The following is a 25,591-nucleotide window of genomic DNA, read 5'->3' on the forward strand; positions in this document are numbered from 1 at the left end:
TTATAGCAACATTTTTCCGACCTGCGTGACTCCGTCTTCTTCATCCGTCATCCCGCGCGCCTGGATTGGTCCGGTCACATGGGTTAATGTCTTAAGCTGGCTAATCGCGATCGCGGCCGTGTTGCCGACGCTCTGGGCAGAGTGGGGCGTACCCCCGCAAATGTCGTTTTTTGGCAACGAACAATTGCGCGATGCATTCGTCCGCGCGCAATCGACGATCGCTCCCGAGCCGCGTATCCTCGTGGTCGACATCGACGAGGCCAGCATGAAGGCGCTCGGTCCATGGCCATGGCCGCGCGCCCGCCTGGCCGATCTCGTCGAAATCTTGCTGACCCGCTATGAAGCGCGCGGCATCGCGCTCGACATTCTGTTGCCGGAAGCAGCCGACCCGCCTGGCGATACGCGTTTGGCGATGCTGGCCATGAACGGACCGCTGGTGCTTGCCCAGGCTTTCGCCTATGACCCTGCCGGGCTGCGACCAGAACCCTTGCGCAGTGGCGTACTCGCCGGCGCCACCCATTATTACCGCGGTCCCGGCGTTCTCGCCACTGGCTACCTGGCCAACCATGCGGGCTTGGCGCGCGCACCGCACGTCGGCAACATCGGTTTCATCCCCGACAACGACGGCGTGCTGCGCCGCATTCCGCTGCTGACCCGCTTCGACGGCCGCGATTACCCGGCCCTCGCCCTTGCCCTCGTCAATTGCTGCACCGGTTCCCGCCCCCTGCAATTGGGCGATCCGGGCCTGATGCGCGTGTCGTTCCGACGCGACTGGAGCGCCTTCACGATCGCAAGCGCGGCCGATATCCTGTCCGGTAGCATCGACCCGGCCAGCGCCAGCGGGCGCCTCGTGCTGGTCGGCTCTTCCTCGATGAGCCTGACCGACCGCGTGGCGACGCCGCATGACGCCAGCCGCCCTGGCCTGGACGTACAGGCCGCCGTGCTGTCCGATCTGCTCGACCACCAAGCGGGCGCCGTGCCGCCACGCTGGCCCGGGCGTGCATTGGCAACAGCCTTCGCGCTGACCGCCGCGCTACTGGCGGCGTTGGCCTTTCCGCGCCTGGCAGCGCTGTCCAGCGTGGGCCTGCTGGCAGGCCTGTCGGTGCTGTGGGTTGGCGTGGCCTACCTGACGGCACCGCATGACCCGGGCTTCAGTACGACCGGACCGCTGGCCACCAATCTTTTCCTGCTCACGTTGGCCGTGCCCTTCCACTGGCAACAATCCCAGCAGCGCTCGCGCCACCTGCTCAGCACATTGCGCCAGTACGTGGCGCCGGCCGTCGTGCAAGAGCTATTGCGGAGCAATCTGCGCGACCCGCTGTCGCCCCGCCTGCTCGACGTGACCACGCTGATCGCCGACATGGAAGGCTATACCGGCCAGGTCGAGTCGTTGTCGATGGAGCAGGCTGCCGTCCTGACGCGCGAATTCCTCGACTGCCTGACCGAGCCCGTTTTCGAGCATGGCGGCACGCTCGACAAGTACACCGGCGACGGCCTGGTCGCGTTCTGGGGCGCGCCATTGCCGGTCGAACAGCACGCCGACCTGGCACTCGACGCCGCTCGCGCGATCGTCGAGCGCGTCTCTCGCCTCAGTGATGCACGCCAAGCACTCGGCTATCCGAGCCTGCGCGTACGCATCGGCATCGAAAGCGGCCTGGCGATGGCGGGCGACTTCGGCACCTCATTGCGCAGCATTTACACGGCGGTCGGGGACAGTGTGAATACCGCGTCGCGCCTGGAACAGGCCGCGCGCGAATTCACCTACGACGTGATCGTCGGCGCCGGTACGGTCGAACGAGCGGGCCGGCATCGTTTCCTGCCGCTGGGCGAGCGTCGCTTGCGCGGCAAGGGCAAGGCCACTGTCCTGTACACGGTCATCGACGGCGCCCCCGGTATCGAACAGCCGGTCCCGGCGCCGCCCATGGAGCGCCCAGCATGACGCATCCAGAACCGCGCCGGGCGGCCCTGGCCGCCCGGCTGCTGGCCTGCACCCTGCTGCTCGTGCCCACCGTCGCACGGGCCGGCCAGGACGCGCCGCTGCAACAGGACCTGTATCAGGACGCCCTGCAGGCGATCGCCGAAGGCCGTCGCACCGACGCCTCGAATGAACTGCGCCGCCTGATCGACAAGGAGCCGCTGCATGCCGGCGCCTGGGTCGACCTGGCGATGGCCCAGTGCGCACTCGGCCACGGGGACGAGGCCGAACGCCTATTCGCCGTCATCGAGACCCGCTTCAACCCCAGCCCGGCCATGCTGCAACTGATCGCCGAGACCCGCGAAGCCGGCTGCTCCACCTGGCATGCGCAATCGACATTCACGGTGACGACGGGCCGGGGCACCGACCAGAACGTCAACCAGGGGGCCAGCGCGTCCAGCTATACCCTGGATACAGGGTCCGGACCGATCGAATACGCGTTGTCGTCCGATTTCCTGCCGCACCACGATCAGTACACGATGGCAGCAGCGGATTACACGCGCGAACTCACGCGTAACGGAACCGTCGGCTTTGCCCAGTTTCTGGGGCGACGCAACGACCACCTGCATCGGTACGACAGTGCTTCGCTGTTCGCCGGCGTCGACGCACCTTGGCGCATCGGCCGATGGGCGTTGCGCACGACAGGCACACTGGGCAACATCACGCTGGGCGGCCACGACTACCAGCATCAGGTCCAGTTGCAGGCACGCATCGACCCACCCTTGCCGCTGCCTGGCGGCGTCCAGTTCGCCCTGCTGGCCAGCGCTGTTCACACGCAATTTCTGACGCTGGCGAACTTCGATTCGAACACCTATGCATTACGGGGAATACTGACCCACCGTAAAGAGGGCCGGTACGACAGTGTCGGCATTGGCCGCCTGGATGACCGCTCCGGCGCACTGCGTCCCGGCGGCAGCCGCATCGGCTGGTATGGCAACGTGCAGACGCGACGCGCGCTGTCGACCAGGCTGAGCGGCGAACTGGCCTATACGGCACAGTCCTGGCATGGTGACCAGCCGTATTCGCCGGGTCTGATCAACGCCGTACGCCGCCAGCTTACGCAATCGCTGCGCGTCTCGCTGAGCTATCGGCTCGATGAACATCAGAGCCTGCAACTGGAAGCACGTGCGGTCCGCAACCGGGAAAATATTTCTATTTTCGAATACAACAATCACCAGCTGCAACTGAGCTGGCAATGGCAGGGTTTCTGACATGGCGCCACGCACCCTCGAGCAGGCCACGGCCTCGCACGACAACGGTTTCAACCTCGTCCGGCTAGTGTGCGCCACGCTCGTGGTCGTTTTTCACGCCTTTCCGCTGAATTCGGCGCGGCCTGGCGCGTCCGACCCCGTCAGTCCGCTGCTGGCGCCGCACACCGACCTCGGCGCGCTCGCGGTCGGCGTCTTCTTCCTGATCAGCGGCATCTTCATCAGCCAGAGCTGGGAACGCGACCCGCACCTGGGCCGCTACCTGCTGCGCCGCGTGGCGCGCATCGTACCCGGCCTGTTCGTCTGCCTGCTCCTGACGACGGCGCTCGCGGTCGGCCTGTTTTCAAGCGCAGGCTGGCGCGGCATGCTGGCGCCGGCGCCGTGGCGCTACATCGTCGACAACACCGCGCTGCACTGGCTGCGCTACATCATCCCGCCGGAACAACTGACGCTCCCGGGCGTATTGAACGGCGAGACGCTGAACGGGCCGCTATGGACCCTGTACTGGGAAGGCCGGATGTACGTAGTGGTGGCGTTGGTCGGCCTCGCCGCCGCGCTGCCGCTGCGCACGTGGATGCGTGGTGCCGCGCTGTTCCTGCTGGCGGCGGCGAACCTGTTCCCGGACGTGATCGGCGGCTATGTGTGGGAGACGCGGCTCTGGTCGCTGTTCCTGACCGGCATGCTGCTGCACACGCTGGCGCGCGACCTGCGCATCGGCTGGCGCCATGTCGCGTGCGCGCTGGCGCTGGCCGGCCTCAACTGGACACGTTGGGCCGCCTTGACGCCGAACCCGCTGACCTGGTTCGGCATCCTGCTGGTGGCGGCTACGCTCGCGCTGGCCGTCGGAAGCCTCCGGCTGCCTGTCGCCGCCCACCTGCAACGCCACGATTATTCCTACGGCATCTACATCTATCACTGGCCGGTGCTGCTGATGCTGCGTACCGCGTTCGCCCCGCTCGGCCACTGGCGGCTGCTGGCGCTGGGACTGCTCGTGACGGGCGTGCTGGCCGTGCTCAGCTGGCACCTGGTGGAAGCCCCCGCGCTGCGCACGGTGCGGCGCCTGCTGCGCCGGAACGCACGCGAAGCGCTGGCAGGCGCGACGCCCGCGCGTCCACGCGAACGCGCCTGACCTTTGCACTCTGCTAAGCTGCGAAAATGCCGCACCGGCGCGAGAATTGCGCCCCGTTGCGACCTCGACCGTATACAATCATGCCTGGTCGAAATGAGGATAGCGGAACGGATGGTTGTGGATATGCTGTTGCTGGGCCTGGCGAGCGTCGCAGTCGTTTCCGGCTGCCTGGTGCCGAACCGCTGGCTGCCGTCCTCCCTGCCCAACGATAAATTGTTGCATTTCGCGAGCTTTGCCGGCCTGAGCCTGTTGGCCCTGCGCATCGCGCACGGCCGGACCGAAGCGGCGCTGTGGCTGCTTGGCCTATTGCTCGGCGGCTGGCTGATCGAATGCCTGCAGGCGCTGCTGCCCGACCGAGGGTTTTCCTGGCGCGACATCGGCGCCAACGCGGCGGGCATCGCAACGGTCGCGCTGTGCGCCGAGTGCATCCACCTGTTTTCCAAATGAAGCCCATGACCTCCACGACGAAGGAAATGCAACGCATGGATCCCGTCCCCGCGGCTGCGCCCCCGGCCGAGGAAAGGCAGATCCAGATCCACCTGCGCAAGATCCCGCTGCTGGCGGAGCTGAACGACGAGGAAATCATCCGCGTCAAGCAAGACATGCGCATCCGCCAATACATCAAGCGCGACATCGTGCTACAGAAGGGTGGCCATGGCGACGGCCTGATGTTCCTGCTGTCCGGCCAGCTGCAGGTCATCGACGTGACGGAGGATGGCCGTGCGATCGGCCTGCGCATGCTCACGCCGGGCGACTTCTTCGGCGAAATTGCACTGATCAATAATTCGACGCGCTCTGCCTCCGTCGTCGCGATGACGGACGTGCTGGTCGGCTTCCTGCCCGCGCCCACGGCCATGCATCTGTTCGCCCACTCGCCGTCGGTGGCGCGACACATGCTCAAACACCTTGCGCAAAAGATCCAACGCGATTCCGAATTGCGTGCCCTGCTCAGCATCAACAACACGGCCAAGCGCATCTATACCTACCTGATGCAGATGCAAAAACAGCAGTCGTTGGAACCGGGTGTCCCAAGCGTCGTCGAAAACCTGCCCACCCACCAGGACATCGCGAATATGGTCAACACCAGCCGCGAGACGGTCACGCGCGCCCTGCTCACGCTCACCCAGCTGGGCATCGCGCAAAAGGATGCACACCGGTTGATCATCCGCGATCCGGAAGGCCTGAAGAAGCTGGCGCACGGCGCCTGAGGCCGGCCCGGTCCGGTGACATCCGGCCCAAACTTCGTTACAACTCTGTTAATTTGTGTGGCAGAACCGTAGAGTATAATCTTGCGCTCACTGGGCCTTGCCACTTTATGAAGAACCACCAGACGTACTCTGCCGAGGCGCCGCCTGCCGGGACCGCGCCATGATCTCTCCCCTGATGCTGCGCGGCCTCTGGGCCTACCGCGGCTTCGTGCTGGGCAGCGTCAAACGCGAATTCCAGTCGAAGTACAGCAATGCGGTGCTGGGCGCGCTGTGGTCCCTGCTCTCGCCGCTCGCGATGATCGTCGTGTACACCGTGATCTTCGCCGAGGTCATGCACAGCAAGCTGCCCGGCGCCGCGGCCGACGCGCACTACGCCTACAGCATCTGGCTGTGCGCGGGCGTCCTCACGTGGGGCCTGTTCGCCGAGATCGTCGCGCGCGCCCAGGGCATGTTCATCGAGCAGGCCAACCTCATCAAGAAGGTCAGCTTTCCTCGCATCTGCCTGCCCCTCATCATCGTGCTCTCCGCCTTGCTCAACTTCGCCATCATTTTCGGCCTGTTCACCGTTTTTCTCGTCGCCTCGGGTTCTTTCCCCGGCTGGATCTATTTTTCCATCCTGCCCGTGCTCGCCGTGCAGGTGCTGCTGGCGATCGGACTCGGCATGATCGCGGGCGTGCTGAACGTGTTCTTCCGCGACGTCGGCCAGTTCGTCACGATCGCCATGCAGTTCTGGTTCTGGCTCACGCCCATCGTGTACCCGGCCACGATCCTGCCGGCCGACGTGCGTCCGCTGCTGGACTTCAATCCGATGGCGCGGGTGATCGCCGCTTACCAGGCCGTGCTCGTGCAAGGCGCCGCGCCCGACTGGCGGTCCCTGTTCCCCGTGTTCGTGCTGGCCGTGGTCCTGTGCCTGTTCGGCCTGCGCCTGTTCCGCCGCCGCGCCGGCGAGATGGTGGATGAACTCTGATGGGCGCGATCGTCGTCAAAGGCCTGGGCAAGGCCTATAAACAATATCCGACGCGCTGGTCGCGCCTGGCGGAATGGGTATTTCCCGGCCGCCCGCGCCACAAGCTGAAATGGGTGCTGCGCGACGTCGGCTTTTCCGTCGCGCCGGGCGAAGCCGTGGGCCTCATCGGCATCAACGGCGCCGGCAAGAGCACCCTGCTCAAGCTGATCACGGGCACGACGCAGCCGACGACGGGCACCGTCTACATGGAAGGCCGCGTGGCCGCGCTGCTGGAACTGGGCATGGGCTTCCATCCCGATTTCACGGGCCGCCAGAACGTCTACATGGCGGGCCAGCTGCTCGGCATGACGGTCGACGAGATCACCGCACTGATGCCGGAAATCGAAGCGTTCGCCGAGATCGGCGACTACATGGACCAGCCCGTCCGCGTGTACTCGAGCGGCATGCAGATGCGCGTCGCGTTCTCCGTCGCCACCGCGCGCCGGCCCGACATCCTCATCGTCGACGAAGCCCTGTCCGTCGGCGACGCGTACTTCCAGCACAAGAGCTTCGACCGTATCCGCCGCTACCGCCAGCAGGGCACGACGTTATTGCTCGTCTCGCACGACAAGCAGGCGATCCAGTCCGTGTGCGACCGCGCCCTGCTGCTGGACGGCGGCCGCCTCACCAAGGAAGGCGCGCCGGAAGAGATCATGGATTACTACAACGCCCTGATCGCGGAGCGGGAAAACGCGACTGTCCGTCTGCAGGCGACCGGGACGGGCAAGGTGCAGACCGTGTCCGGCACGGGCGAGGCGACCGTCGCCGACATCGCCCTGCTCGACGAACACGGCGAGCGCGTGGAAGTCGTCGACGTCGGCGCGCCGGTCACGCTGCAGGTGACGGTGAAAACCAACGCCGCGATCCCGCGCATGGTCCTCGGCTACATGATCAAGGACCGCCTCGGCCAGCCGATGTACGGCACCAACACGCATCTGAAGGAACTGCCGCTGGACGACGTGGCGGCCTTTGAAACAGTCGTGTACCGCTTCGCCTTTCCGATGAACCTGGGACCGGGCAGCTATTCGGTGGCGACGGCCATCGTCAGCACCGAGACCCACCTCGTCAACAACTATGAATGGCGCGACCTGGCGCTCGTGTTCACGGTCGTGAACATGCGCCGTCCGTATTTCGAAGGGTCGGCCTGGCTCGACCCGGCCATCGACATCCAACGCACATGAGATTCATCTCCTACGCCCAGAACAACGAGGACGTGCTGCTGTGGCGTGCGCTCGGCCACATCCGGGACGGCTTCTACATCGACGTGGGCGCCAACGATCCGGTCGAGCATTCGGTCACCAAGGCGTTCTACGACGCCGGCTGGCGCGGCATCAACATCGAACCGCTGCCGGCCCACATCGCCGCCTTCGACGAGCAGCGCCCCGGCGACATCAACCTCGCCGTCGCCGCCGGCAGCGAGGCCGGCACGCTCACCTTGTACGACGTGCCCGCCGTGCGCGGCTGGGCCTCGCCCGAGCGCAGCGTCGCCGACCTGCACCGCGCGGAAGGCCACGCGGTAGCCGAACTCACCGTGCCCGTGCGCACTTTGACCGACGTGTGCGCAGAGCACGTGCGCGGCGACGTCCACTTTTTGAAGATCGACGTCGAAGGCTTCGAAGGCGAAGTCCTGCGCGGCATGGATTTCGAGCGCTGGCGGCCCTGGGTGCTCGTGATCGAAGCGACCCTGCCGAACAGCCGCGAGACGAACCACGCCAGCTGGGAACACCTCGTCACCAGCCGGCGCTACCGCTATGCGTGGTTCGATGGCCTGAACCGCTACTACGTGGCCGAGGAACACGCGGAATTGCTGGACAGCTTCGGCATCCAGCCGAACGTCTTCGACGACTACATCTCGCACCATCTGGACAAGGCCTGGACCGCGAACCGCACGGCCACGAAAGCCCTGGAAGCGTCGGAGCAACAGGCCGAGGCGGCACGCACCGAGCTGCACGACATGATGCAGTTCGCGGAAAACCTGGAACTGGAAAAGCAGGAGGCGTTGGCCGAAATCGCGCAGCTGCGCCACGACCTGGCCCAGGCCCACGCCAACGGCCAGCAAGCCACGCTGTGGGCGCGCGACCTCGAGCAGCGCCTGACGGCGACCTATAACAGCACGTCTTGGAAGGTGACGCGGCCGCTGCGCATGGCGGGCAGCATCGTGATCCGCCTGCGCCGGCCCGGCCTCGCGCGCCGCGTGCTTGCGCGCGTGACGAAGAACCAGCGCCTGCGCCGCGCGTTGATCCCGTTCCTGCTGCGCCATCCGGCGCTGAACCGGCGCGTGTCCGGCATGCTGCAGGCCGTCAAGGGCAGCCTGCCGCAGCCGGCGGTGAACATCGACGTCCCCGAAGAACTCAGGGGCCTGCCGGTCTCGGTCCGCAACGTGCTGGCCGACCTGCAGCGCGCCCGCAAGCACACAGGCGGTTGAACCATGCGTATCGTGATCGACTTCGACGACAGCCAGGATCGCATCGATTCGGCGGCGCTGACGCTCGCCCAGGACCTGGTGCGCACGGCCGCCGGCCATGACATCCGGGTGACCGTCTCGAACCGCTCGCACGTGGCGGTGGAGACGCTGCGCTCGGTGTTCAAGGACCGCCTGCGCGTGTTCGATTTGCCTGGCAATCCCCGCTACGCGGCCGCGGTGCGCATCCACGCCTTCGCCGGCCTTGCGCCGGACGTCGTGCTGACCTTGGCCAGAGCCGGCCGCGCCCGCGCCATGCCGGGCGCGCCGTTCGCGCACGTCGTGTCCGCGCCCGGCACCGAGAGCGCCGGCGCGCTGTGGACCCGCGTCGCCGCCAGCGCGGCCGAAAGCGCGGCGCCGCCCCTGGCGCCGCAAGGCCGCCCGAAACTGGCGTACGTGTCCCCGCTGCCGCCCGTCAAATCGGGCATCGCCGACTACAGCGCGGAACTGCTGCCGGAACTGGCGAAGCACTACGACATCGACCTCGTCGTCGACCAGGAACACGTGAACGATTCGCGCGTGGCGGGCTTCCCGCAACACAGCCCCGCCTGGCTGCGCGACAACGCGCACCTGTTCGACCGCGTGCTGTACCACTTCGGCAATTCGCACGCGCACCAGCACATGTTCGCATTGATCCGCGACGTGCCCGGCGTCGTCGTGCTGCACGACTTCTTCTTTTCGGGCGTGCTGGACAACCTGGAACGCGAAGCGTATCTGCCGCAGGCGTTCATGCAGGCGCTGTACGAATCGCACGGCTTCAGTGGCCTGCTCGACCACGCGAGGAACGGCCGCAATTCGGCCATCTGGAAGTACCCCGTCAACAAGGGCGTGCTGGATGCGGCGGCCGGCGTGATCGTGCACTCGGATTTTTCCAGAACGTTGGCAAGCGACTGGTACGGAGAACAGACGGCCGAACACTGGCGCACCATCCCGCTGCTGCGCGGCCGGCCGGAAGGCAGCATCGGGCCTGACGCGCGCGCGGCCGCCCGCACGCGCCTGGGTTTGGCGATGGACGACTACGTCGTGTGCACGTTCGGCATGCTGGGCCGCACGAAGCTGAACGCGGAATTGCTGGACGCCTTCCTCGCTTCGCCGCTCGCTCTGGATGCGCATTGCAAACTGGTGTTCGTCGGCGAGAACGACCCGGGCCTGTACGGCGGCGAGCTGCTGCGCAAGGCCGGCGCCAGCACGGCCAACGAGCGCATCCGCGTCACGGGCTTCGTCGACGCGGCCACCTACGCGGACTACCTGGCCGCCGCCGACTGCGCCGTACAGCTGCGCACGTCGACGCGCGGCGAGACGTCGGCCTCCGTGCTCGACTGCCTGTTGTATGCGCTGCCGACCATCGTCAACGCGCACGGCTCGACGGCCTCGATCGACGATCGCCTGCTCGTCAAGCTGCGCGACGAGTTCACGGTGCCGGAACTGGCCGACGCGCTGGCCCGCCTGCACGCCGATGCCGATGTGCGTACGGAGCTCGGCCAGCGCGCCCTCGCCCACATGGATGCCGAGCACGCGCCCGCGCGCGTCGGGCGGATGTACGTCGACGCGATCGAACACTTCACGCACCACGGCAGGCACGCGCTGTACCGCCAGGTCGTGCGCGCCGCCGCGCCCGTCTGCCCGGACAGCGAGTTGGCGCCGCTCGCCGCCGCCATCGCGTTCAACCGCGTGCCCGTCGCGCCGCGCCAGCTGCTGGTCGACGTGTCCGCCCTCGTGCAGTCGGACCTCAAGACGGGCATCCAGCGCGTCGTGCGCAGCGTCCTGCTGGCGATGCTGAACGATCCGCCGGCGGGCTTCCGCGTCGAGCCCGTGTTTTCCCACGGCGGCGGCAACGCCTACCGCTACGCGCGCCAGTTCGCGCTCGGCATGACCGGGACGACCGACCTCACGTTGGAAGACGCGCCCGTCGACCTGCGCCCCGGCGACGTGTTCCTCGGCCTCGACCTGTTCACGAACGGCACGTCGCAAAACGAAGCGCTGCTGCGGTCGATGGCCGACCGCGGCGTGCACATCCACTTCGTCGTGTACGACCTGCTGCCGATGCTGCGTCCGGACGTGTTCCCGTTCGGGACGGAACAGTATTTCGGCGACTTCCTGCGCACCGTGCACGCGGTGTCCGACGGCGTGATCTGCATCTCGCGCGCCGTCGCCGACGAACTGGCGGCGTGGTACGACGGCCAGGGCCTGCGCCGGCGCCTGCCGCTGCAACTGGGCTGGTTCCACCTGGGCGCCGACATCGACGCCAGCGCCCCGAGCACGGGCCTGCCGCCCGATGCCCACGTCGTGCTGGCCGCGCTCGCCGCGCGCCCCAGTTTCCTGATGGTCGGCACCGTCGAACCGCGCAAGGGCCAGGCCCAGGCGCTGGCGGCGTTCGAACAGTTGTGGGAACGGGGCGTGGACGTCAACCTCGTCATCGTCGGCAAGGAAGGCTGGATGGTCGAGCAACTCGCCGCGCGCATGGCCGATCATCCGGAGAAGGGCAAGCGCATGTTCTGGCTCGCCGGGATCTCGGACGAGATGCTGCTGAAACTGTACGCCGGCTCGTCGGCGTTGCTGGCCGCTTCGGAAGGCGAAGGCTTCGGCTTGCCGCTGATCGAGGCCGCGCAGCACGGCATCCCGATCGTCGCGCGCAGCCTGCCCGTATTCCGCGAAGTCGCGGGCGAGCACGCGTATTACTTCGACGGCCTGGCCCCCGCCGACCTGGCGCGCGCGCTCGAAGACTGGCTCGCGCTGTGGCGCGACGGGAAGGCGCCCGCCTCCACCGGCATGCCATGGCTGACGTGGGACCGCAGCGCGCGCCAGGTGGTCGACGCCGTCGTCGGCGGCAAGTGGTATCGCACGCTGCCCGGCACGGACGCTTGACCGGCGATGCGGCCCGCTGACGATCCCGCCCTGCGCCGGCTGCCCGCGGGCTGGCGCGCCTGGCGCTTTCCGCTCGCGCTGCTGGCCGCGCTGAGCATCCTGTTCGGCCTCTCCCAACCGATCCTCGGCGGCGACATGCTCGAGTACACGCTCGACACGGTCGCCATCGCGCACCACGGCACGCCCGACATCCGCCTCGCCGACATCGCCGCCGTGCGCAAGCTCGTGCCGCAACTGGGCTGGGCGTTCGATCCGCTCGAACAGGACATGCGCGAAGGCAGGCAGAACGTGTACCCCGCGTTCGCGCGCGGGCGATACGGTGACGTCTTCCCGATTCACTTCTTCGGCTATCCCGCGCTGGCGGCGCTGCCGCTGCGCGTGTTCGAGACGGTGGGCATCGCGCCGTTGAAGGCGTTCCAGGCCGCGAACTACGCGGCTGTGTTCGTGCTCGGCCTGGCGCTGCTGCGCTTTTTCCGCTCGGCCGTGCGCGCCGGCCTGGGCGTGCTGCTGTTCCTCGGCTGCGGCGGCATGCTGTACATGAACCAGACGAGCCCGGAGTGCGTCAGCGCCGCGTCGCTGCTGGCCGGCCTGCTGTTCTGGCTGGGCGGGTCGCCCGTCGCCGGCGGCATCATGGCCGGTCTCGCGGCCCAGCAGAATCCGACCATCGTGATGTTCTTCGCCTTCGCGCCGCTGCTCAAACTGTGTGCCGACTGGCGCCACGACGCAGGCTTCAAGACCAACGCGAAGGCACAGCTGACCCGCGCGAACGTCACCGGATTCGCGGCGGGCCTCGCCGTGTTCGCGCTGCCGCCGCTGTTCAACCTCGTCCAGTTCGGCGTACCCAACATCATCGCGCGCAGGTTTTCCGATCCGGGCCTCATCAGCGGCACGCGCCTCGTGTCGTTCTTCTTCGACCTGAACCAGGGCGCGATCGTCGCGCTGCCCGGCGTGGCGGCGGCGCTGCTCGTATGGGGCTGGCGCCGCAACCTGCATCTGACGGCCTTGTGCCTGGCCCTCGTGCTGGCGCTGATCCTGCCCGCGCTGGCCGTGTTGAACTGGAATTCCGGCGCGGCCGGCGTCATGCGCTATGCGTTCTGGGCCGGCATGCCGCTCGTGTTCGCGCTGCTCCTGCGCGTGCGCATGCACGGGCGCTGGCCGCCGCTGCTGGCGCTGTGGCTGGTGCTGACGCAGGGCGGCGCCATGCTCAACGCGGGCAGCTATACCTACGTGGAATTCAGTCCGCTCGCGCGCTTCGTGCTGGCCCATGCGCCGGACCACTACCATCCGGAACCGGAAATCTTCGCCGAACGCATGGCGCATAACGACGACTACATCCAGCCGGACAAGGTCTATGTGTACCGCCCGGCCGGGCTGCCGGCCAAGGCGCTGTTCAACGCCGCCAATAAAAACGCCGGCGCACAGTTGTGCGGTCCGGGCCGCACGCTGGCATCCGGCAACCGCATCGTCGAAAGCGCGCAGGGCTGGCGCTACCTCGACGGCGACCCGCTCTGCATGCCCGCGCCTTGATCGCATTAGTGCGGTCACGAACAGTGTGGCGTCGGCGACCGCCCTAGAATTTCACCATCGAGCTTCATCGGGGATCGCGCGATGGTGATGGGACCGGACAAGGAAAACGCCCTCAAGAACGGCATGGAGGAGCAAGGCGGCGGCCAGAGCTTCGGCGTGCCCGCGGCCGGCGAGATCGAGGGGAATGCCTACGAGCCGATGGGCAATCCCGGCGTCAACCACTGGCAGGCCACGTACATCAAGCGCGACGGACTGGACGATCGCGGCAACATCTTCTTCGCCGCCGTCGAGATGACGCGCATGCCGATGACCATCACCGATCCGCGCCAGCCGGACAACCCGATCGTGTTCTGCAACGGCGCCTTCCTCGACCTCACGCATTACAAGCAGGAAGACGTCATCGGCCGCAATTGCCGCTTCCTGCAGGGCCCGCAGACGGACCGCCGCACGGTGGACGAGGTGCGCAAGGCCGTCGCGGAGCAGCGCGCCGTCGCCGTCGATATCCTGAACTACAAGGCCGACGGCTCGCCGTTCTGGAACGCCCTGTTCATCGGTCCCATCTTCGACCAGGACGGCCAGCTGCTGTACTTCTTCGCATCGCAGATGGACATCTCGGAACGCCGCCTGAGCCAGGAATCCCATCTGCAGGCACAGAAGATGGAAGCGATCGGCCAGCTGACGGCCGGCATGGCGCACGACTTCAACAACCTGCTGCAGGTCATCAACGGCAATCTGGAAGTCGCCCTGATCGGCCTGGACAAGCCGGACATGGCGCGCGGCGCGCTGGAACGGGCGCAGCGCGCGGCCATGCGCGCGGGCAGACTCACCCAGCAGCTGCTGACGTTCGCGCGCAAGCAGCGGCTCGAGCCCAGGCCCGTCAACATCAACAACCTCGTCGTGGAGTTCTCCGAGATGTTGGTGCGCACGCTGGGCAACAAGATCGACCTGCGCCTCGACCTGCGTCCCGGCCTGCCGCTGTGCCATCTCGACCCGACGCACCTCGAGATGGCGCTCCTGAATGTGCTGATCAACGCGCGCGACGCGCTGCCGGAGGGCGGCGAGGTGACCGTCGCCACGGCGGTCGTGCGCGACGAGGACCGCATCAAGGCGCACAACCTCGACCCCGGCACCTACGTCGACCTGTGCGTGATCGATCACGGCATCGGCATGCCGCCCGAAGTCCTGCGCCGCGCGACCGAGCCCTTCTTCACGACCAAGGGGCCGGGCACGGGCCTCGGGCTGGCGATGGTGCACGGCTTCGTGCAGCAGTCGCACGGCCGCCTGGAAATCGACAGCACGCCGGACAAAGGCACGACGGTGCGCATGATCTTCCCGGTGGCCGACCACGGGGCCGAATCCGGCGCCGACGGCCAGGATGACGCCGCCGCGCCGGACGCCCACGACGCGGCCGGCAGCAAGCCCAGCGTCCTCGTCGTCGAGGACAACGACGATGTGCGCGAACTGGCCGAGAGCGTGCTGGGCATGGCCGGCTACGCGGTCTTGTCGGCTGCCAGCGGCGAACAGGCGCTGACCCTGCTGCGGCAAGGCGCGCGGGTCGATCTGCTGTTCACGGACGTGATCATGCCGGGCGGGATGAACGGCCTGCAGCTCGTCGACGAAGTCCGCCGCCTGCGCCCGCGGCTGCCGGTGCTCGTCACGACGGGGTATATGGATGAATTGCCGCGCCAGGGCCAGGGGCAGCGGTTGAATATCCTCGCCAAGCCGTACAAGCATGGCGACCTGCTGGCGCGGGTGGAGGCGGCGCTGGGGCGGGACGTATAAACGTCATTCCCGCGGAAGCGGGAATCCATGCCGAGTTGCCGAAGTCCGGTTGTCAGACACCTTGTCAAGCATCCCGCAGTCCGGATTCTGATGCTCGGCATGGGTCCCCGCTTGCGCGGGGACGACGGCCACTGCCAACAAAAAAGGCCTGGCGCGTCGCGTCAGGCCTTCATCTTGATTACTGCTTCGGCAATCCACCCAGCAGCGCCGCCAGCTTGGGCTTCGGCTTGCTCGAAGCGGCCGGCGCCGCCGCCGTTTCCTTGCGCGCGACCGCCGACGGTTCGTAAGGCTTCAGGAACCACGGATCGATCTTTTCACGGCGCGGCGCGTTGAAGGTACGCGGGGCACGTTCAGTGCGCTCCGCGCGCTCGCCGCGCGGGTTGTCCGACTCGCGGCGGCCGCCGCGGCGATCGCCCGTGCGCTCCGCGCCGCGCGCGTCGCGCTCGAAGCCGCGCGAAGGCGTGAAGCCGGTCAGCTCGCCGCGCGTGATGGTCTGCTTGATCAGCTTCTCGATGTCGGCCAGCAGGCGCTCGTCCTTGTCCGAATACACCGACAGCGCATCGCCCGTGGCGCCGGCGCGACCCGTGCGGCCGATGCGGTGCACGTAGTCCTCGGCGTTGTACGGCAGGTCGTAGTTGATCACGCACGGCAGGTCGGTGATGTCGAGGCCGCGGGCCGCGACGTCGGTCGCGACCAGCACGTCGATGTCGCCCTTTTTAAACGCGTCGAGCGCGGCGATGCGTTCCTGCTGGGTCTTGTCGCCGTGGATGGCGGACGCCTTGATGCCGGCCTGCTCGAGGTAGCGCGCCAGGCGCGAGGCACCGATCTTCGTGTTCGAGAACACGAGGACCTGCTTCAGGTCGCGCGCACGGATCAGGTGCTCGACGACGTTGCGCTTCTGCTCTTCGTCGACCTTGTACAGCACCTGGGTGATGGACGTGTTGGTGGCGTTGCTGCGCGCGACTTCGATCGTCAGCGGGTCGTTCAGGAAGCTGGACGCCAGCTTCTTGATCTCCGGCGAGAACGTGGCCGAGAACATCAGGTTCTGGCGCTTCTTCGGCAGCAGGTTGATGATGCGCTGCAGGTCCGGCAGGAACCCCATGTCGAGCATGCGGTCGGCCTCGTCCATCACGAGCATCTGGACCTGGGCCAGGCTGATGTTCTTCTGCTCGACGTGGTCGAGCAGGCGGCCCGGCGTGGCGATGACGATCTCGACGCCGCGGCGCAGGATCTCGGTCTGCGGCTTCATGTCCATGCCGCCGAAGACGACGGTGGAGCGCAGCGGCGTGTGCTGGGCGTAGGCCTTGACGTTCTCGGCGACCTGGATCGCCAGTTCGCGCGTCGGCGTCAGCACGAGGGCACGCACGGCATGGCGCGCGGGCGACATGCTCGTGTTGGCGTGCGGGAGCAGCAGCTGGATGATCGGCAGCGAGAAGCTCGCCGTCTTGCCGGTGCCGGTCTGGGCCGCGCCCATGACGTCGCGGCCCTGCAGGACGATGGGAATCGCCTTGGCCTGGATCGGGGTCGGGTGCACATAGCCCTGGTCCGACAGCGCACGCTGGATCTCAGGCGCCAGGCCGAAATCGGCGAAGCGCACGGTCGGTGCGCCGCCAGCTTCAATGGTGGTCGGTGTTTCAGACATGTTTTCTTTCGGGCAATGAATCGTTGCGTTCTACGGCCGGGCTGCTGCCCTGGCAGGGCCAACGCGGGAAAACCGGGGTGACGGGACGCGCCTCGCGCGGCTTGGCCGGGAGCGGCGACTTTGGCTGCCTGGTCAGCGCCACACGGCGCCGCACGGACGTAGAGAGTCTAAATCGCGCTCAAGGTTACCTCAAATCCTACCCCCTGTATATGAAATCCGCGTTTTTGACGGCAAATTACAATGTTTTAATCCCCTGCTCTTTACGTTCCTTTACCCGGCTTTACACCGTCCGGCCTGCTTCCCGGGCCGCCTTCGGCCGATAATGCATGCAGTCAACAATCCCGCTTAGCAAAGGATTCCATCATGGTTGCAAGCATCAGCAGCAATACCGGCAGTCTGTCGAACTGGGCCGATTCCGTGTTTTCCAAGCTCGACACGAAGAACCAGGGGTATATCGAAAAGAGCGATCTGCAGAGCGCGCTGTCGGCGACGGGCGATTCGAGCGCCACGCCGTCGAGCGACATCGACGACGCCTTCGGCGCCCTCGACGGCGACGGCGACGGCAAGGTCACCAAGAGCGAGCTGACGGACGCGATGACGAAGCTGTCCGACCAGCTCAATGCCCAGTTCGATGCGTCGCGCATGAACGGGGGCGGCATGCGGCCGGACGGTCCGCCGCCCGGTCCGCCGCCGGGTGGTGCGGGCGGCCCCGGTGGCGCCGGCTCGACCGCTTCGACCGGCTCGGGCAGCAGCACGAGCGGCACGACCGGGGCGGCCGACACCAACGGCGACGGCACCGTCAGCGCGGCAGAACTGGCCGCTTACGATGCGAAGCAGGCGGATTCGGCCAGCGGGTCCGGCGATTCAGGCAGCGCCGCCAGCGAAGGTTCCGCGAAGGCGCATCGTCGGCACGATCCGATGCGCGAATTCGCGCACGCGCTGAAATTGCTGAAGGCCTATGCCGACAACGGCAGCGACGGCACGTCGTCGTCGACCAGCTCGACGAGCTCGTCGAGCAGCAGCATCAGCGCCGAAGCATAAATCAGGATGTGATGAGCCCGTGCTCATCGAGCACGTCGTGCAGCAGCTCCAGCCGGATCATCGGATTGTCGAGCATGAGCATGCTCTGCTTCTGGTGATTGGGCAGCGGCAGCAGCTCGCACCAGCGGTTGGCCACCCAGCCGCAATCGTCCAGACGGAACGGGGGCTGCACGGGCCAGCGGCTCTGCGGCACGTCGTGCAGCGATGCCAGCACGCGGTCGAGCGCGTCGGCCGCGCCCTTGAGGTCGGACGGAATGCGCACGACGTGGTCGTCTTCCAGCAGTTCGGCCTCGGCCATCCACAGGCCGTTGGTGCGGCGCTCGCTGTCCAGCACGTTGAAGCGCGCACCGCCGCGGCACACCACCTGCAGCAGTCCCGGCGTAGACGCCGTCGTGTCCTGCACGGCGGCCAGCGTGCCCGCGGCCGCGAACTTTTCCTGCCCCTGCGGCGTGCGCACTTCCTGGCCGTGGGTCAGCAGCACGACGCCGAACGGTTCGTCCTCCGTCAGGCAATGGCTGATCATGTCGAGGTAGCGCACCTCGAAGATCTGTAGCGGCAGCACGCCGTCCGGGAACAGGACCGTGCTCAGCGGGAACAGGGGTAACGTGATCGTGGCCATGCGCGCATGATGACAGATTCGCCGCGCGGGACGGAGCACGATTGCACCGTCATTCGTCCCCCGGTCCTTCGATCGGCAACGTGCGTACGGCCTCGGCCAGGACGCGCAGACGCCAGCCCAGGCGCGCCCAGCCGGGGTCCGGATGATTCCCGACGCGCACCGTGACGAAGTGACCCGGCGCCGCGTCGCAGGCATACACATAGTCGCCGGCCTGCTCGAACGGCAGGCGGAACGCGTGGCCCGGCAGCACGAGCGCCTGGCCGAACACGTGCGGCGCGGCGTCGCGGTTGCGCAGCAGCAGGACGTCGCGCACGCCCAGCGTCAGGCGCACCTCGGCCGGCACCGGGCCGGCGCCGTGCGCGAACACGAAGTCGCGCTCGCGCGTGGGATAGCGCAGCGGCGCGAGCGCGGCCCACAGCACGACCGCGACCAGGGCCAGCGCGGCGCCCCAGCGCACGCGGTGCAGCAGGCTCGCGTCGGTGGAAGAATGGGAGTGCATGGGCATGGCATAAAACGCCCATTGTAGCCGCAGCCCTGTTGTGCGCCCGTTCCGTCCAACCATGCGTATCCTTACAGGACGGCGCGCTTGCCTTGCCGGCAACGGATTTTCACCCTCATCGCCTTGTCGAGTACAGCGTACAGCAGTCATGCCGCATTCAGAGCCATTGCCCACATCATCCAGACGCGCCTCGCCGCGCAGCCCAGCCCACCTTCCCCTTCTCCTGGCCGCGCTCGCGTTCCTCGCGGCGCTGATCGTGACCTATATGGTGGCCGGCAACGCGCAGCGGACGGCGGCGGGCGAACTGGCGGGGAATTTCAATTTCCGGGCACGCGAACTCGCCACCAGCATCGACCGGCGCATGGACGTCTACGAGGAAGTGCTGCTGGCCACGAGCGGCTTCCTGCGCGGCTCGGTCGACGTCGGGCGCGCCGAATTCGCCGACTACTACGCCCTGCTGCGCCTGAACGACCACTTCCCCGGCATCGAAGCGATGGGCATCGCCGCGATCATCCCGCCCGGGCGGCTGGACGCCCACGTCGCCGCCATGCGCGCCGAGGGCTTCCGCGACTACGCGATCAAGCCGCCCGGGACGCGGCCCGTGATCACGTCGGTCACCCGCATCGAACCCTTTTCGGGTCGCAATCTGCGCGCCTTCGGCTACGACATGTTCAGCGAACCGGCGCGACGCGACGCGATGGAGGCGGCGCGCGACTCGGGACACGCCACCGCCACCGGCAAGGTCGTGCTGGTGCAGGACGATAAACGCGGCGAACAGTCGGGCTTCCTGATGTACGTGCCGGTCTATCGGGCCGGCCAGGCGCACGACACGATCGCGGCCCGCCGCGCCGCCATCGTCGGCTGGGTGTATGCGCCGTTCCGCATGAACGATTTGATGCGCGGCCTGGGCGGCGAATATCCGGGCGGCCTGCAGGTCGAGATCTACGACGGCATGGCCCCCACCGCCGACGCCCTGCTGTATCGCGCCCCCGGCAACGCGCCCGCCCGCCATCGCCCCCGGCTGAGCTACCAGACGACGGTCGACAGCGCCGGCCGGGCGTGGACCGTCGTCGTGCATTCGACGCCCGGCTTCGAGGCATCGATCGACCGCCGCGCGACGGTCGCGATCGCGCTGACCGGCATCGGTCTCGGCGTGCTGCTGGCGCTGGTCGTGTGGCTGCTGGCCTCCGAACGCCGCCGCGCGCTGCAACTGGCGCAGGGGATGACGGTCGAACTGCGCGCCTCGCGCGACCGCATCGACGCCGAGCGCGAACGCGTGCGCCTGATCCTGCAGACGGCCTACGAGGCCTTCATCGCCATCGCCCCGGACGGCCGCATCACGGACTGGAACCTGCGGGCCTGCCAGCTGTTCGGCTGGCGCGAAAACGAAGCCGTCGGACGCAACGTGCTCGACCTCCTGATCCCGGCGCCGGAACGCGGCGCATGGCGCGACTGCCTGGACCGCTTCGCACACAGCGGCGACTGTCCCCGGATGACGGGTCCGACGGAAGCGACGGCGCTGACGCGCGAGGGCCAGGAGATTCCGGTGGAGATCGCGATCACGGCGCTGCCCACCCCACAGGGCTACGGCGTGACGGCGTTCGTGCGCGACATCCGCCCGCGCAAGGAAACGGCCGAACGCGAGCACCAGCGCCAGCAGCGCCTCGAGGAAGCGCGCGCGGCGCTGCTGCGCTCCCAGAAGCTGGAGGCCGTGGGCAAGCTGACGGGCGGCGTGGCGCACGACTTCAACAACATCCTGCACATCATCAGCGCCAACGTCCAGCTGATGCTGCGCGCCGAGGACAACAGCCGCAAGCGCCTCCTGAACATCCTCGACGCCGTGGAACGGGGCAAGAAGCTGACCGCCCAGCTGCTCGCCTTCGCGCGCCGCCAGCCGCTGCATCCGAGCGTCGTCAACCTCGCCCAGCTCATCGAACGCATGGACAGCCTGCTGCACCGCGCGGCCGGCGACAGCGTCGCGATCCGCATGGACATTGCGCCCGACCTGTGGAACGTCCTCGTCGACCCCAACCAGCTGGAGAACGTGCTGCTGAACCTCGTGATCAATGCGCGCGACGCGATGGAGGGCGGCGGCAGCGTCACCATCGCGCTGGCGAACACGACGATAGCGCCGGCCGACCAGCTGGCGTATTCCGGCATCCGTCCCGGCGAATTCGTCACCATCGCCGTCAGCGACACCGGCACCGGCATGCCGCCCGACGTGATGGAACGCGCCTTCGAACCGTTCTTCACGACCAAGCCGGAGGGCAAGGGCACGGGCCTCGGCTTGTCGATGGCGCACGGCTTCGTCAAGCAGAGCGGCGGCCATATCCGGCTGGCGAGCCGGCCGGGCGAAGGGACGACCGTCACGATCTACCTGCCGCGCGCCCTGCAGGACACCCCCGACCCGGCCTTCCTGCCGGTGCCGCACCGACCATGACCGCCTACCCTCGCCGCCACGCCGCCGCCATCGACGCCGCGCCGCGCGCGCCCGGCTTCGACCAATCGCTCGCCTTCCTCGCGGAAGGCTACGAATTCATGCCGCGGCGTTATGCGGCCCTGGGCGGCGACATGTTCGCGGCCCGGCTGATGCTGCGCCGCGCGCTGTGCGTGCGCGGCGAGGATGCGGCGCGCATGTTTTATCAGCCCGGCCGCTTCACGCGCCGCCACGCGCTGCCGGCGACGACGATGGCCCTGCTGCAGGACTTCGGCAGCGTGATGGCGCTGGACGGCGAGGCGCACCGCAAGCGCAAGGCCATGCTGATGTCGCTGTTCGGTCCCCTGGAGCGGCAGCGCCTCGTGGGCCTGGCGGCGGCGGAATGGCGCACGCAGTTCGCGCGCTGGGGCGCGCGACCGCACGTGGTCGTGCACGAGGCGGCGCAGGAAGTGTTGTGCCGGGCCGCGTGCCGCTGGGCGGGCATTCCCGTCAACGCGGAAGAAGCGGCCCGGCGCACCAAGGAATTCGCGCAAATGATCGCCGGCGCCGGTTCGGCCGGCCCGCGCAACTGGCGCGGCCTGCTCGTGCGCACCCGCACCGAGCACTGGGCCCGCGCCTTGGTCGACGCCGTGCGCGCCGGCCAGGTGCAGCCGCCGTTCGACAGCCCGCTGAACGTGGTCGCACGCCACCGCGACGCCGACGGGGAACTCATGAACCGCAAGCACGCGGGCGTGGAACTCATCAACCTGCTGCGGCCGACGGTGGCCGTGGCGCGCTACATCGCCTTCGCCCTGCTGGCGCTGCACGAACATCCGCTTTGCCGTACGCGCATCGCCGCCCGCGACGACGACTACATCAACTGGTTCGTGCAGGAAGTGCGCCGCTTTTACCCATTCATTCCGGCGATGGGCGGCCGTGCGCTGCACGCCTTCGACTGGCACGGACTGCATGTGAAAAAAGGGACGTGGGTGCTGTTCGACCTGTACGGCACGAACCATCACCCGGCGTTGTGGGGTGATCCGGAGGTGTTCCGGCCGGAGCGTTTCGAGCGCTGGCAAAGCAGCGGCTTCGACTACGTGCCGCACGGCGGCGGCGACCATTATTCGGGCCACCGCTGCCCGGGCGAATTCGTCACGGCCGATCTGGTGAAATCGGCGCTGCAGCTGTTCGCGGGTGAAATCGCCTACGACGTGCCGCCACAGGACTTGACGGTCGGCCTGCGCCGCATTCCGACCTTGCCGGCCAGCGGGTTCGTGATCACGAACGTGCGTGCACCGGGAACCTAAAACAACGTCGTCCCCGCGCAGGCGGGGCCCCATACTGAGGTGCAGAATGCCGAACCTCGGACACAATGGTGCTTGACGTCCGGCTTCGGGAGCTCAGTATGGGGGCAGCAGCCCAGTGGGCTGTTCCCGTTTTCACGGGAACGACGAGCCGTCTCAGCGCACCAGGCGCCCGTCCAGCACGCGCACGTGTTCACCGTTGCGGAAGCGCGCCGCGCCCTTTTCCGTGAAGGTGCGATAGCCGCCGGCGGCCATCTTCACGCGCACGTCCGTATAGGTTTCGGCCTTCATGTTGCGCTCGATGCGGTTGCCGGCATACGCGCCGCCCATCGCGCCCGCCACCGTGGCGAGGGTACGGCCGCGGCCACTGCCGACCTGGTTGCCCAGCAGGCCGCCGACGACGGCACCGCCCACGCCGCCGACGCCGCTGGCGCGCTCGGGTTCACGTTTGTACGTATGGTTCGAGACGACCGTGCCGCAGTTGCGGCACTCCGCTTCGGCACGCGGATTGTGGTCCGGTGCAGCCTGGGCCGCGAATGGCGCGGCGGCGGCGGCGAAGACTGCCGCGACCAGGGCGGCACGGGCGGTTGCGCGGATGGACGTGCGTTGCATGGTATTCCCCTTCGATATCGTTGTAGCAAACATGTGTACAGAGTAACGTCCATGCTCCACGCTGGAAAGAGTGAAAGAGTATCAATTGCAAGCGAGTGTAACTGGTCACTTTCGGTGCAATATGGAATGATTCGTACTGTAAATATGCAATTCTGTCTTTTTGATGCAACTTTCGATGCCACGCTCCAAAAAGTTTTTCTATAGTACCGACAAGTGATAATTTGAAATAATTAAACGCAACGAGCCGCGACCGTCGGCCTTCGTCATTCCATGTCCAAACGCATCCCGTCGCGCGCTGCCCTGCACGTCCTCGCCTGCACCGCCCTGCTGCATTGCGCCCAGGCGGCGCAGGCCGGCGTGGACGCCGCCGACGGCGGCAATATCCAGACGTTGAGCACCATGCCGCTCGAGGACCTGATGCAGATGCGGGTCGTGACGACCGCGTCGAAATTCGCCCAGCCGATCAGCGACGCGCCGTCGTCGGTGGTGGTGCTCACGGCCGCGGACATCCGCGACTTCGGCTGGCGCACCCTGGCCGACGCGCTGGCCACGCTGCCCGGCCTGTATGTGACGAATGACCGCAACTACGCCTACCTGGGCGCGCGCGGCTTCCTCCGTCCGGGCGACTACAACAGCCGCTTCCTGCTGCTGGTCGACGGCGTGCGCGTCAACGACACGGTATACGACCAGGCCCTCATCGGCACCGAAGGCCTGCTCGACATGGACATGGTCAAGCGCATCGAATTCGTGCCCGGTCCCGGCTCGGCCGTGTATGGCTCGAACGCCCTGTTCGGCGTGATCAACGTCGTCACGCGCGACGGCAGCGGGCTGTCCGGCCTCCAGGGCTCGCTCACCGCCGGCACCCAGCGCGAGCGCCGGGCGCGCACGAGCTACGGCTGGCACGGGCAGAACGGCGCCGACCTGTTGCTGTCCGCCAGCGCCTTCAACCGCACGGGGCGCGACCTGTATTTCCCGGAGTTCGATACGCCGGCCACCAACGGCGGCGTCGCCCGCCGCCTCGACTGGGACCGCGCGCAGAACTTCCTCGTCAAGGGCAGCGTCCAAGGCGTGACGCTGTCGGCCAGCCACGTGGCCCGCACCAAGGGCATCCCGACCGCCTCCTTCGGCGCCGTGTTCGGCGCGCCGGACCGCACGCGCGATACCCAGACGAGCATCGGCCTGACCTGGAACGCCCAGGTCGCGCCCGCGCTGGCGCTCGCGGCCCAGGTGCAATCGGGCCAGGCCGATTACGTGGGCACGGGCTGGTATCCGAGCGACACCGCCGTGCCTCGCCTGAACATCGACGGCGCCCACGCGCGCTGGTATGGTGCGAGCGTGAACGCGACGCTGACGAACCTGCCGCGCCAGAAGATCGTGCTCGGCGCCGAGCTGGGCAACGATGCGCACCGCGACCAGTACAACTACGACGCGCAGCCGTATGTGCTGCAGTTGAACGATCACCACAGCGCCATCCGCCGCGCCGTGTTCGTGGAAGACGAGATCCGCCTGCCGGCCGGCTTCCTCGTCAACGCGGGCGTGCGCTACGACGAACGCGAGACCCCGGACACGCATCGTTTCAGCCCGCGCGTGGCCATCGTGCACAAGACGACGGCCTTCGATACCGTCAAGCTGATCGTCGGCAGCGCATTCCGCACGCCGAACGCCTACGAGATGTACTACGCCACGTCGGGTCCGGACGGCCAGCTCCCGAACCTCAACCTGCAGCCGGAACGCGTCGCGACGCGCGAACTGGTGCTGGAGCACCTGCTGGCCGGCGGCGGACACGCGACGTTGTCGCTGTTCCGTTACCAGGTGCAGGACCTGATCAGCCAGCAGCACGACCCGAAGCGCGGCCTGCTCATCTTCCGCAACATCGACCATGCCGACGCCCGCGGCCTCGAAGCGGCGCTCGACCGCGACTTCGGGAACGTGCGCGTGCGCGCGAGTTATTCCTGGCAGCTGGCGCGGGGCACGGACGGCGCGCCGCTGATCGATTCGCCGCGCCACCTGGCCAAGGCCAATCTCACCGCCCCGCTGGGCTGGCGCGGCGGCCGCGTCGGCGCCGAATTGCTGTGCAGCGGCAAGCGCCTGGCCGAGCAGGGCGCGGCGGCCGGGTATTGCGTGGCCAACGTCACGCTTTCCGCGCTGCAGCTGCTGCCGCGCACGGAACTGTCGCTGAGCGCGTACAACGCCCTCGACCAGCGCTATGCCGACGTGGCCGGCCCCGCCTTCGTCCAATCGACGCTCGCGCGCGAGGGCCGGACGCTGGCCGCGAAACTGGACTGGCGGTTCTGACC

General features: G+C 67.6%; 19 protein-coding genes. 15 read left to right on the top strand and 4 right to left on the bottom strand.

Going from position 1 to position 25,591, the window contains the following annotated elements:
* Positions 1-184 precede the first annotated feature (184 nt).
* From BVG12_RS15465 to BVG12_RS15515, 11 genes are all read left to right on the top strand, one after another.
* The gene (locus tag BVG12_RS15465; protein ID WP_229503893.1) at positions 185-1,939 is read left to right on the top strand and encodes a CHASE2 domain-containing protein; all 1,755 of its coding nucleotides are present in this window, start codon (positions 185-187) and stop codon (positions 1,937-1,939) included.
* A complete protein-coding gene (locus BVG12_RS15470; protein WP_075793179.1) occupies positions 1,936-3,186 on the top strand; it encodes a tetratricopeptide repeat protein in 1,251 nt (416 codons plus the stop codon). Before BVG12_RS15465 ends, BVG12_RS15470 begins: the two co-directional genes overlap by 4 nt.
* Before the next feature lies 1 nt (position 3,187).
* Entirely contained in the window at positions 3,188-4,312 is a 1,125-nt protein-coding gene (locus BVG12_RS15475; protein WP_075793180.1) for an acyltransferase family protein, read from the top strand.
* A gap of 123 nt (positions 4,313-4,435) precedes the next feature.
* Positions 4,436-4,759 carry a VanZ family protein gene (locus tag BVG12_RS15480; RefSeq protein WP_229503894.1) on the top strand — a complete coding sequence of 108 codons (324 nt, stop codon included), beginning with the start codon at positions 4,436-4,438 and terminating at the stop codon, positions 4,757-4,759.
* Between the two features lie 35 nt (positions 4,760-4,794).
* A complete protein-coding gene (locus BVG12_RS15485; protein WP_156895649.1) occupies positions 4,795-5,520 on the top strand; it encodes a Crp/Fnr family transcriptional regulator in 726 nt (241 codons plus the stop codon).
* A gap of 160 nt (positions 5,521-5,680) precedes the next feature.
* On the top strand, positions 5,681-6,487 hold the full coding sequence (locus BVG12_RS15490; protein WP_075793183.1) for an ABC transporter permease: 807 nt from the start codon (positions 5,681-5,683) through the stop codon (positions 6,485-6,487).
* On the top strand, positions 6,487-7,707 hold the full coding sequence (locus BVG12_RS15495) for an ABC transporter ATP-binding protein (RefSeq protein ID WP_075793184.1): 1,221 nt from the start codon (positions 6,487-6,489) through the stop codon (positions 7,705-7,707). Before BVG12_RS15490 ends, BVG12_RS15495 begins: the two co-directional genes overlap by 1 nt.
* The gene (locus tag BVG12_RS15500; protein ID WP_075793185.1) at positions 7,704-8,951 is read left to right on the top strand and encodes an FkbM family methyltransferase; all 1,248 of its coding nucleotides are present in this window, start codon (positions 7,704-7,706) and stop codon (positions 8,949-8,951) included. The genes BVG12_RS15495 and BVG12_RS15500 overlap by 4 nt, the downstream gene beginning before the upstream one ends.
* A gap of 3 nt (positions 8,952-8,954) precedes the next feature.
* Complete coding sequence (locus tag BVG12_RS15505) at positions 8,955-11,852, top strand: glycosyltransferase (RefSeq protein ID WP_075793186.1); 2,898 nt, start codon at positions 8,955-8,957, stop codon at positions 11,850-11,852.
* 6 nt (positions 11,853-11,858) lie between these two features.
* Positions 11,859-13,379 (top strand): hypothetical protein, encoded by a 1,521-nt coding sequence (locus BVG12_RS15510; protein WP_075793187.1) that lies wholly within the window; start codon positions 11,859-11,861, stop codon positions 13,377-13,379.
* A gap of 81 nt (positions 13,380-13,460) precedes the next feature.
* Positions 13,461-15,161: a histidine kinase famiy protein gene (locus tag BVG12_RS15515; protein WP_075793188.1), complete on the top strand. Its 1,701-nt coding sequence runs from the start codon at positions 13,461-13,463 to the stop codon at positions 15,159-15,161.
* 178 nt (positions 15,162-15,339) lie between these two features.
* Here the strand turns inward: BVG12_RS15515 and BVG12_RS15520 are convergent, their stop codons facing one another.
* Entirely contained in the window at positions 15,340-16,803 is a 1,464-nt protein-coding gene (locus tag BVG12_RS15520; RefSeq protein WP_075793189.1) for a DEAD/DEAH box helicase, read from the bottom strand.
* Between the two features lie 363 nt (positions 16,804-17,166).
* Here BVG12_RS15520 and BVG12_RS15525 point away from each other — a divergent pair, with 363 nt between their 5' ends.
* Complete coding sequence (locus tag BVG12_RS15525) at positions 17,167-17,844, top strand: EF-hand domain-containing protein (RefSeq protein ID WP_075793190.1); 678 nt, start codon at positions 17,167-17,169, stop codon at positions 17,842-17,844.
* 1 nt (position 17,845) lies between these two features.
* Here BVG12_RS15525 and BVG12_RS15530 read toward each other — a convergent pair whose 3' ends face one another.
* Positions 17,846-18,463, bottom strand: a complete 618-nt coding sequence (locus BVG12_RS15530; RefSeq protein WP_075793191.1) for an LON peptidase substrate-binding domain-containing protein — start codon at positions 18,461-18,463, stop codon at positions 17,846-17,848.
* Positions 18,464-18,512: 49 nt separating this feature from the next.
* Positions 18,513-18,962 carry a cupredoxin domain-containing protein gene (locus BVG12_RS15535; protein ID WP_156895650.1) on the bottom strand — a complete coding sequence of 150 codons (450 nt, stop codon included), beginning with the start codon at positions 18,960-18,962 and terminating at the stop codon, positions 18,513-18,515.
* Positions 18,963-19,128: 166 nt separating this feature from the next.
* Between BVG12_RS15535 and BVG12_RS15540 the strand changes: the two genes are divergently transcribed.
* Both BVG12_RS15540 and BVG12_RS15545 read left to right on the top strand, forming a co-directional pair.
* A complete protein-coding gene (locus BVG12_RS15540; protein ID WP_229503895.1) occupies positions 19,129-21,402 on the top strand; it encodes a CHASE domain-containing protein in 2,274 nt (757 codons plus the stop codon).
* Positions 21,399-22,685, top strand: coding sequence for a cytochrome P450 (locus tag BVG12_RS15545; RefSeq protein ID WP_083685080.1), 1,287 nt, complete (start codon positions 21,399-21,401; stop codon positions 22,683-22,685). The genes BVG12_RS15540 and BVG12_RS15545 overlap by 4 nt, the downstream gene beginning before the upstream one ends.
* A 153-nt stretch (positions 22,686-22,838) precedes the next feature.
* On the opposite strand, the gene BVG12_RS15550 is transcribed toward BVG12_RS15545, so the two are convergent.
* Positions 22,839-23,294 carry a glycine zipper 2TM domain-containing protein gene (locus tag BVG12_RS15550; protein ID WP_075793193.1) on the bottom strand — a complete coding sequence of 152 codons (456 nt, stop codon included), beginning with the start codon at positions 23,292-23,294 and terminating at the stop codon, positions 22,839-22,841.
* Positions 23,295-23,564: 270 nt separating this feature from the next.
* On the opposite strand from BVG12_RS15550, the gene BVG12_RS15555 reads away from it, so the two are divergent.
* Entirely contained in the window at positions 23,565-25,589 is a 2,025-nt protein-coding gene (locus BVG12_RS15555) for a TonB-dependent receptor plug domain-containing protein (protein WP_075793194.1), read from the top strand.
* Positions 25,590-25,591: the final 2 nt, after the last annotated feature.

The organism is Massilia putida (assembly GCF_001941825.1).
Taxonomy (GTDB): Bacteria; Pseudomonadota; Gammaproteobacteria; order Burkholderiales; family Burkholderiaceae_D; genus Telluria; species Telluria putida.

Excerpts from the sequence above, each read along its gene's own strand:
- BVG12_RS15470 (WP_075793179.1), top strand. The coding sequence starts at position 1,936 with ATGACGCATCCAGAACCGCGCCGGGCGGCCCTGGCCGCCCGGCTGCTG.
- BVG12_RS15475 (WP_075793180.1), top strand. The coding sequence starts at position 3,188 with ATGGCGCCACGCACCCTCGAGCAGGCCACGGCCTCGCACGACAACGGT.
- BVG12_RS15480 (WP_229503894.1), top strand. The coding sequence starts at position 4,436 with ATGCTGTTGCTGGGCCTGGCGAGCGTCGCAGTCGTTTCCGGCTGCCTG.
- BVG12_RS15485 (WP_156895649.1), top strand. The coding sequence starts at position 4,795 with ATGGATCCCGTCCCCGCGGCTGCGCCCCCGGCCGAGGAAAGGCAGATC.
- BVG12_RS15490 (WP_075793183.1), top strand. The coding sequence starts at position 5,681 with ATGATCTCTCCCCTGATGCTGCGCGGCCTCTGGGCCTACCGCGGCTTC.
- BVG12_RS15495 (WP_075793184.1), top strand. The coding sequence starts at position 6,487 with ATGGGCGCGATCGTCGTCAAAGGCCTGGGCAAGGCCTATAAACAATAT.
- BVG12_RS15500 (WP_075793185.1), top strand. The coding sequence starts at position 7,704 with ATGAGATTCATCTCCTACGCCCAGAACAACGAGGACGTGCTGCTGTGG.
- BVG12_RS15505 (WP_075793186.1), top strand. The coding sequence starts at position 8,955 with ATGCGTATCGTGATCGACTTCGACGACAGCCAGGATCGCATCGATTCG.
- BVG12_RS15510 (WP_075793187.1), top strand. The coding sequence starts at position 11,859 with ATGCGGCCCGCTGACGATCCCGCCCTGCGCCGGCTGCCCGCGGGCTGG.
- BVG12_RS15515 (WP_075793188.1), top strand. The coding sequence starts at position 13,461 with ATGGTGATGGGACCGGACAAGGAAAACGCCCTCAAGAACGGCATGGAG.
- BVG12_RS15520 (WP_075793189.1), bottom strand. The coding sequence starts at position 16,803 with ATGTCTGAAACACCGACCACCATTGAAGCTGGCGGCGCACCGACCGTG.
- BVG12_RS15525 (WP_075793190.1), top strand. The coding sequence starts at position 17,167 with ATGGTTGCAAGCATCAGCAGCAATACCGGCAGTCTGTCGAACTGGGCC.
- BVG12_RS15530 (WP_075793191.1), bottom strand. The coding sequence starts at position 18,463 with ATGGCCACGATCACGTTACCCCTGTTCCCGCTGAGCACGGTCCTGTTC.
- BVG12_RS15535 (WP_156895650.1), bottom strand. The coding sequence starts at position 18,962 with ATGCACTCCCATTCTTCCACCGACGCGAGCCTGCTGCACCGCGTGCGC.
- BVG12_RS15545 (WP_083685080.1), top strand. The coding sequence starts at position 21,399 with ATGACCGCCTACCCTCGCCGCCACGCCGCCGCCATCGACGCCGCGCCG.
- BVG12_RS15550 (WP_075793193.1), bottom strand. The coding sequence starts at position 23,294 with ATGCAACGCACGTCCATCCGCGCAACCGCCCGTGCCGCCCTGGTCGCG.
- BVG12_RS15555 (WP_075793194.1), top strand. The coding sequence starts at position 23,565 with ATGTCCAAACGCATCCCGTCGCGCGCTGCCCTGCACGTCCTCGCCTGC.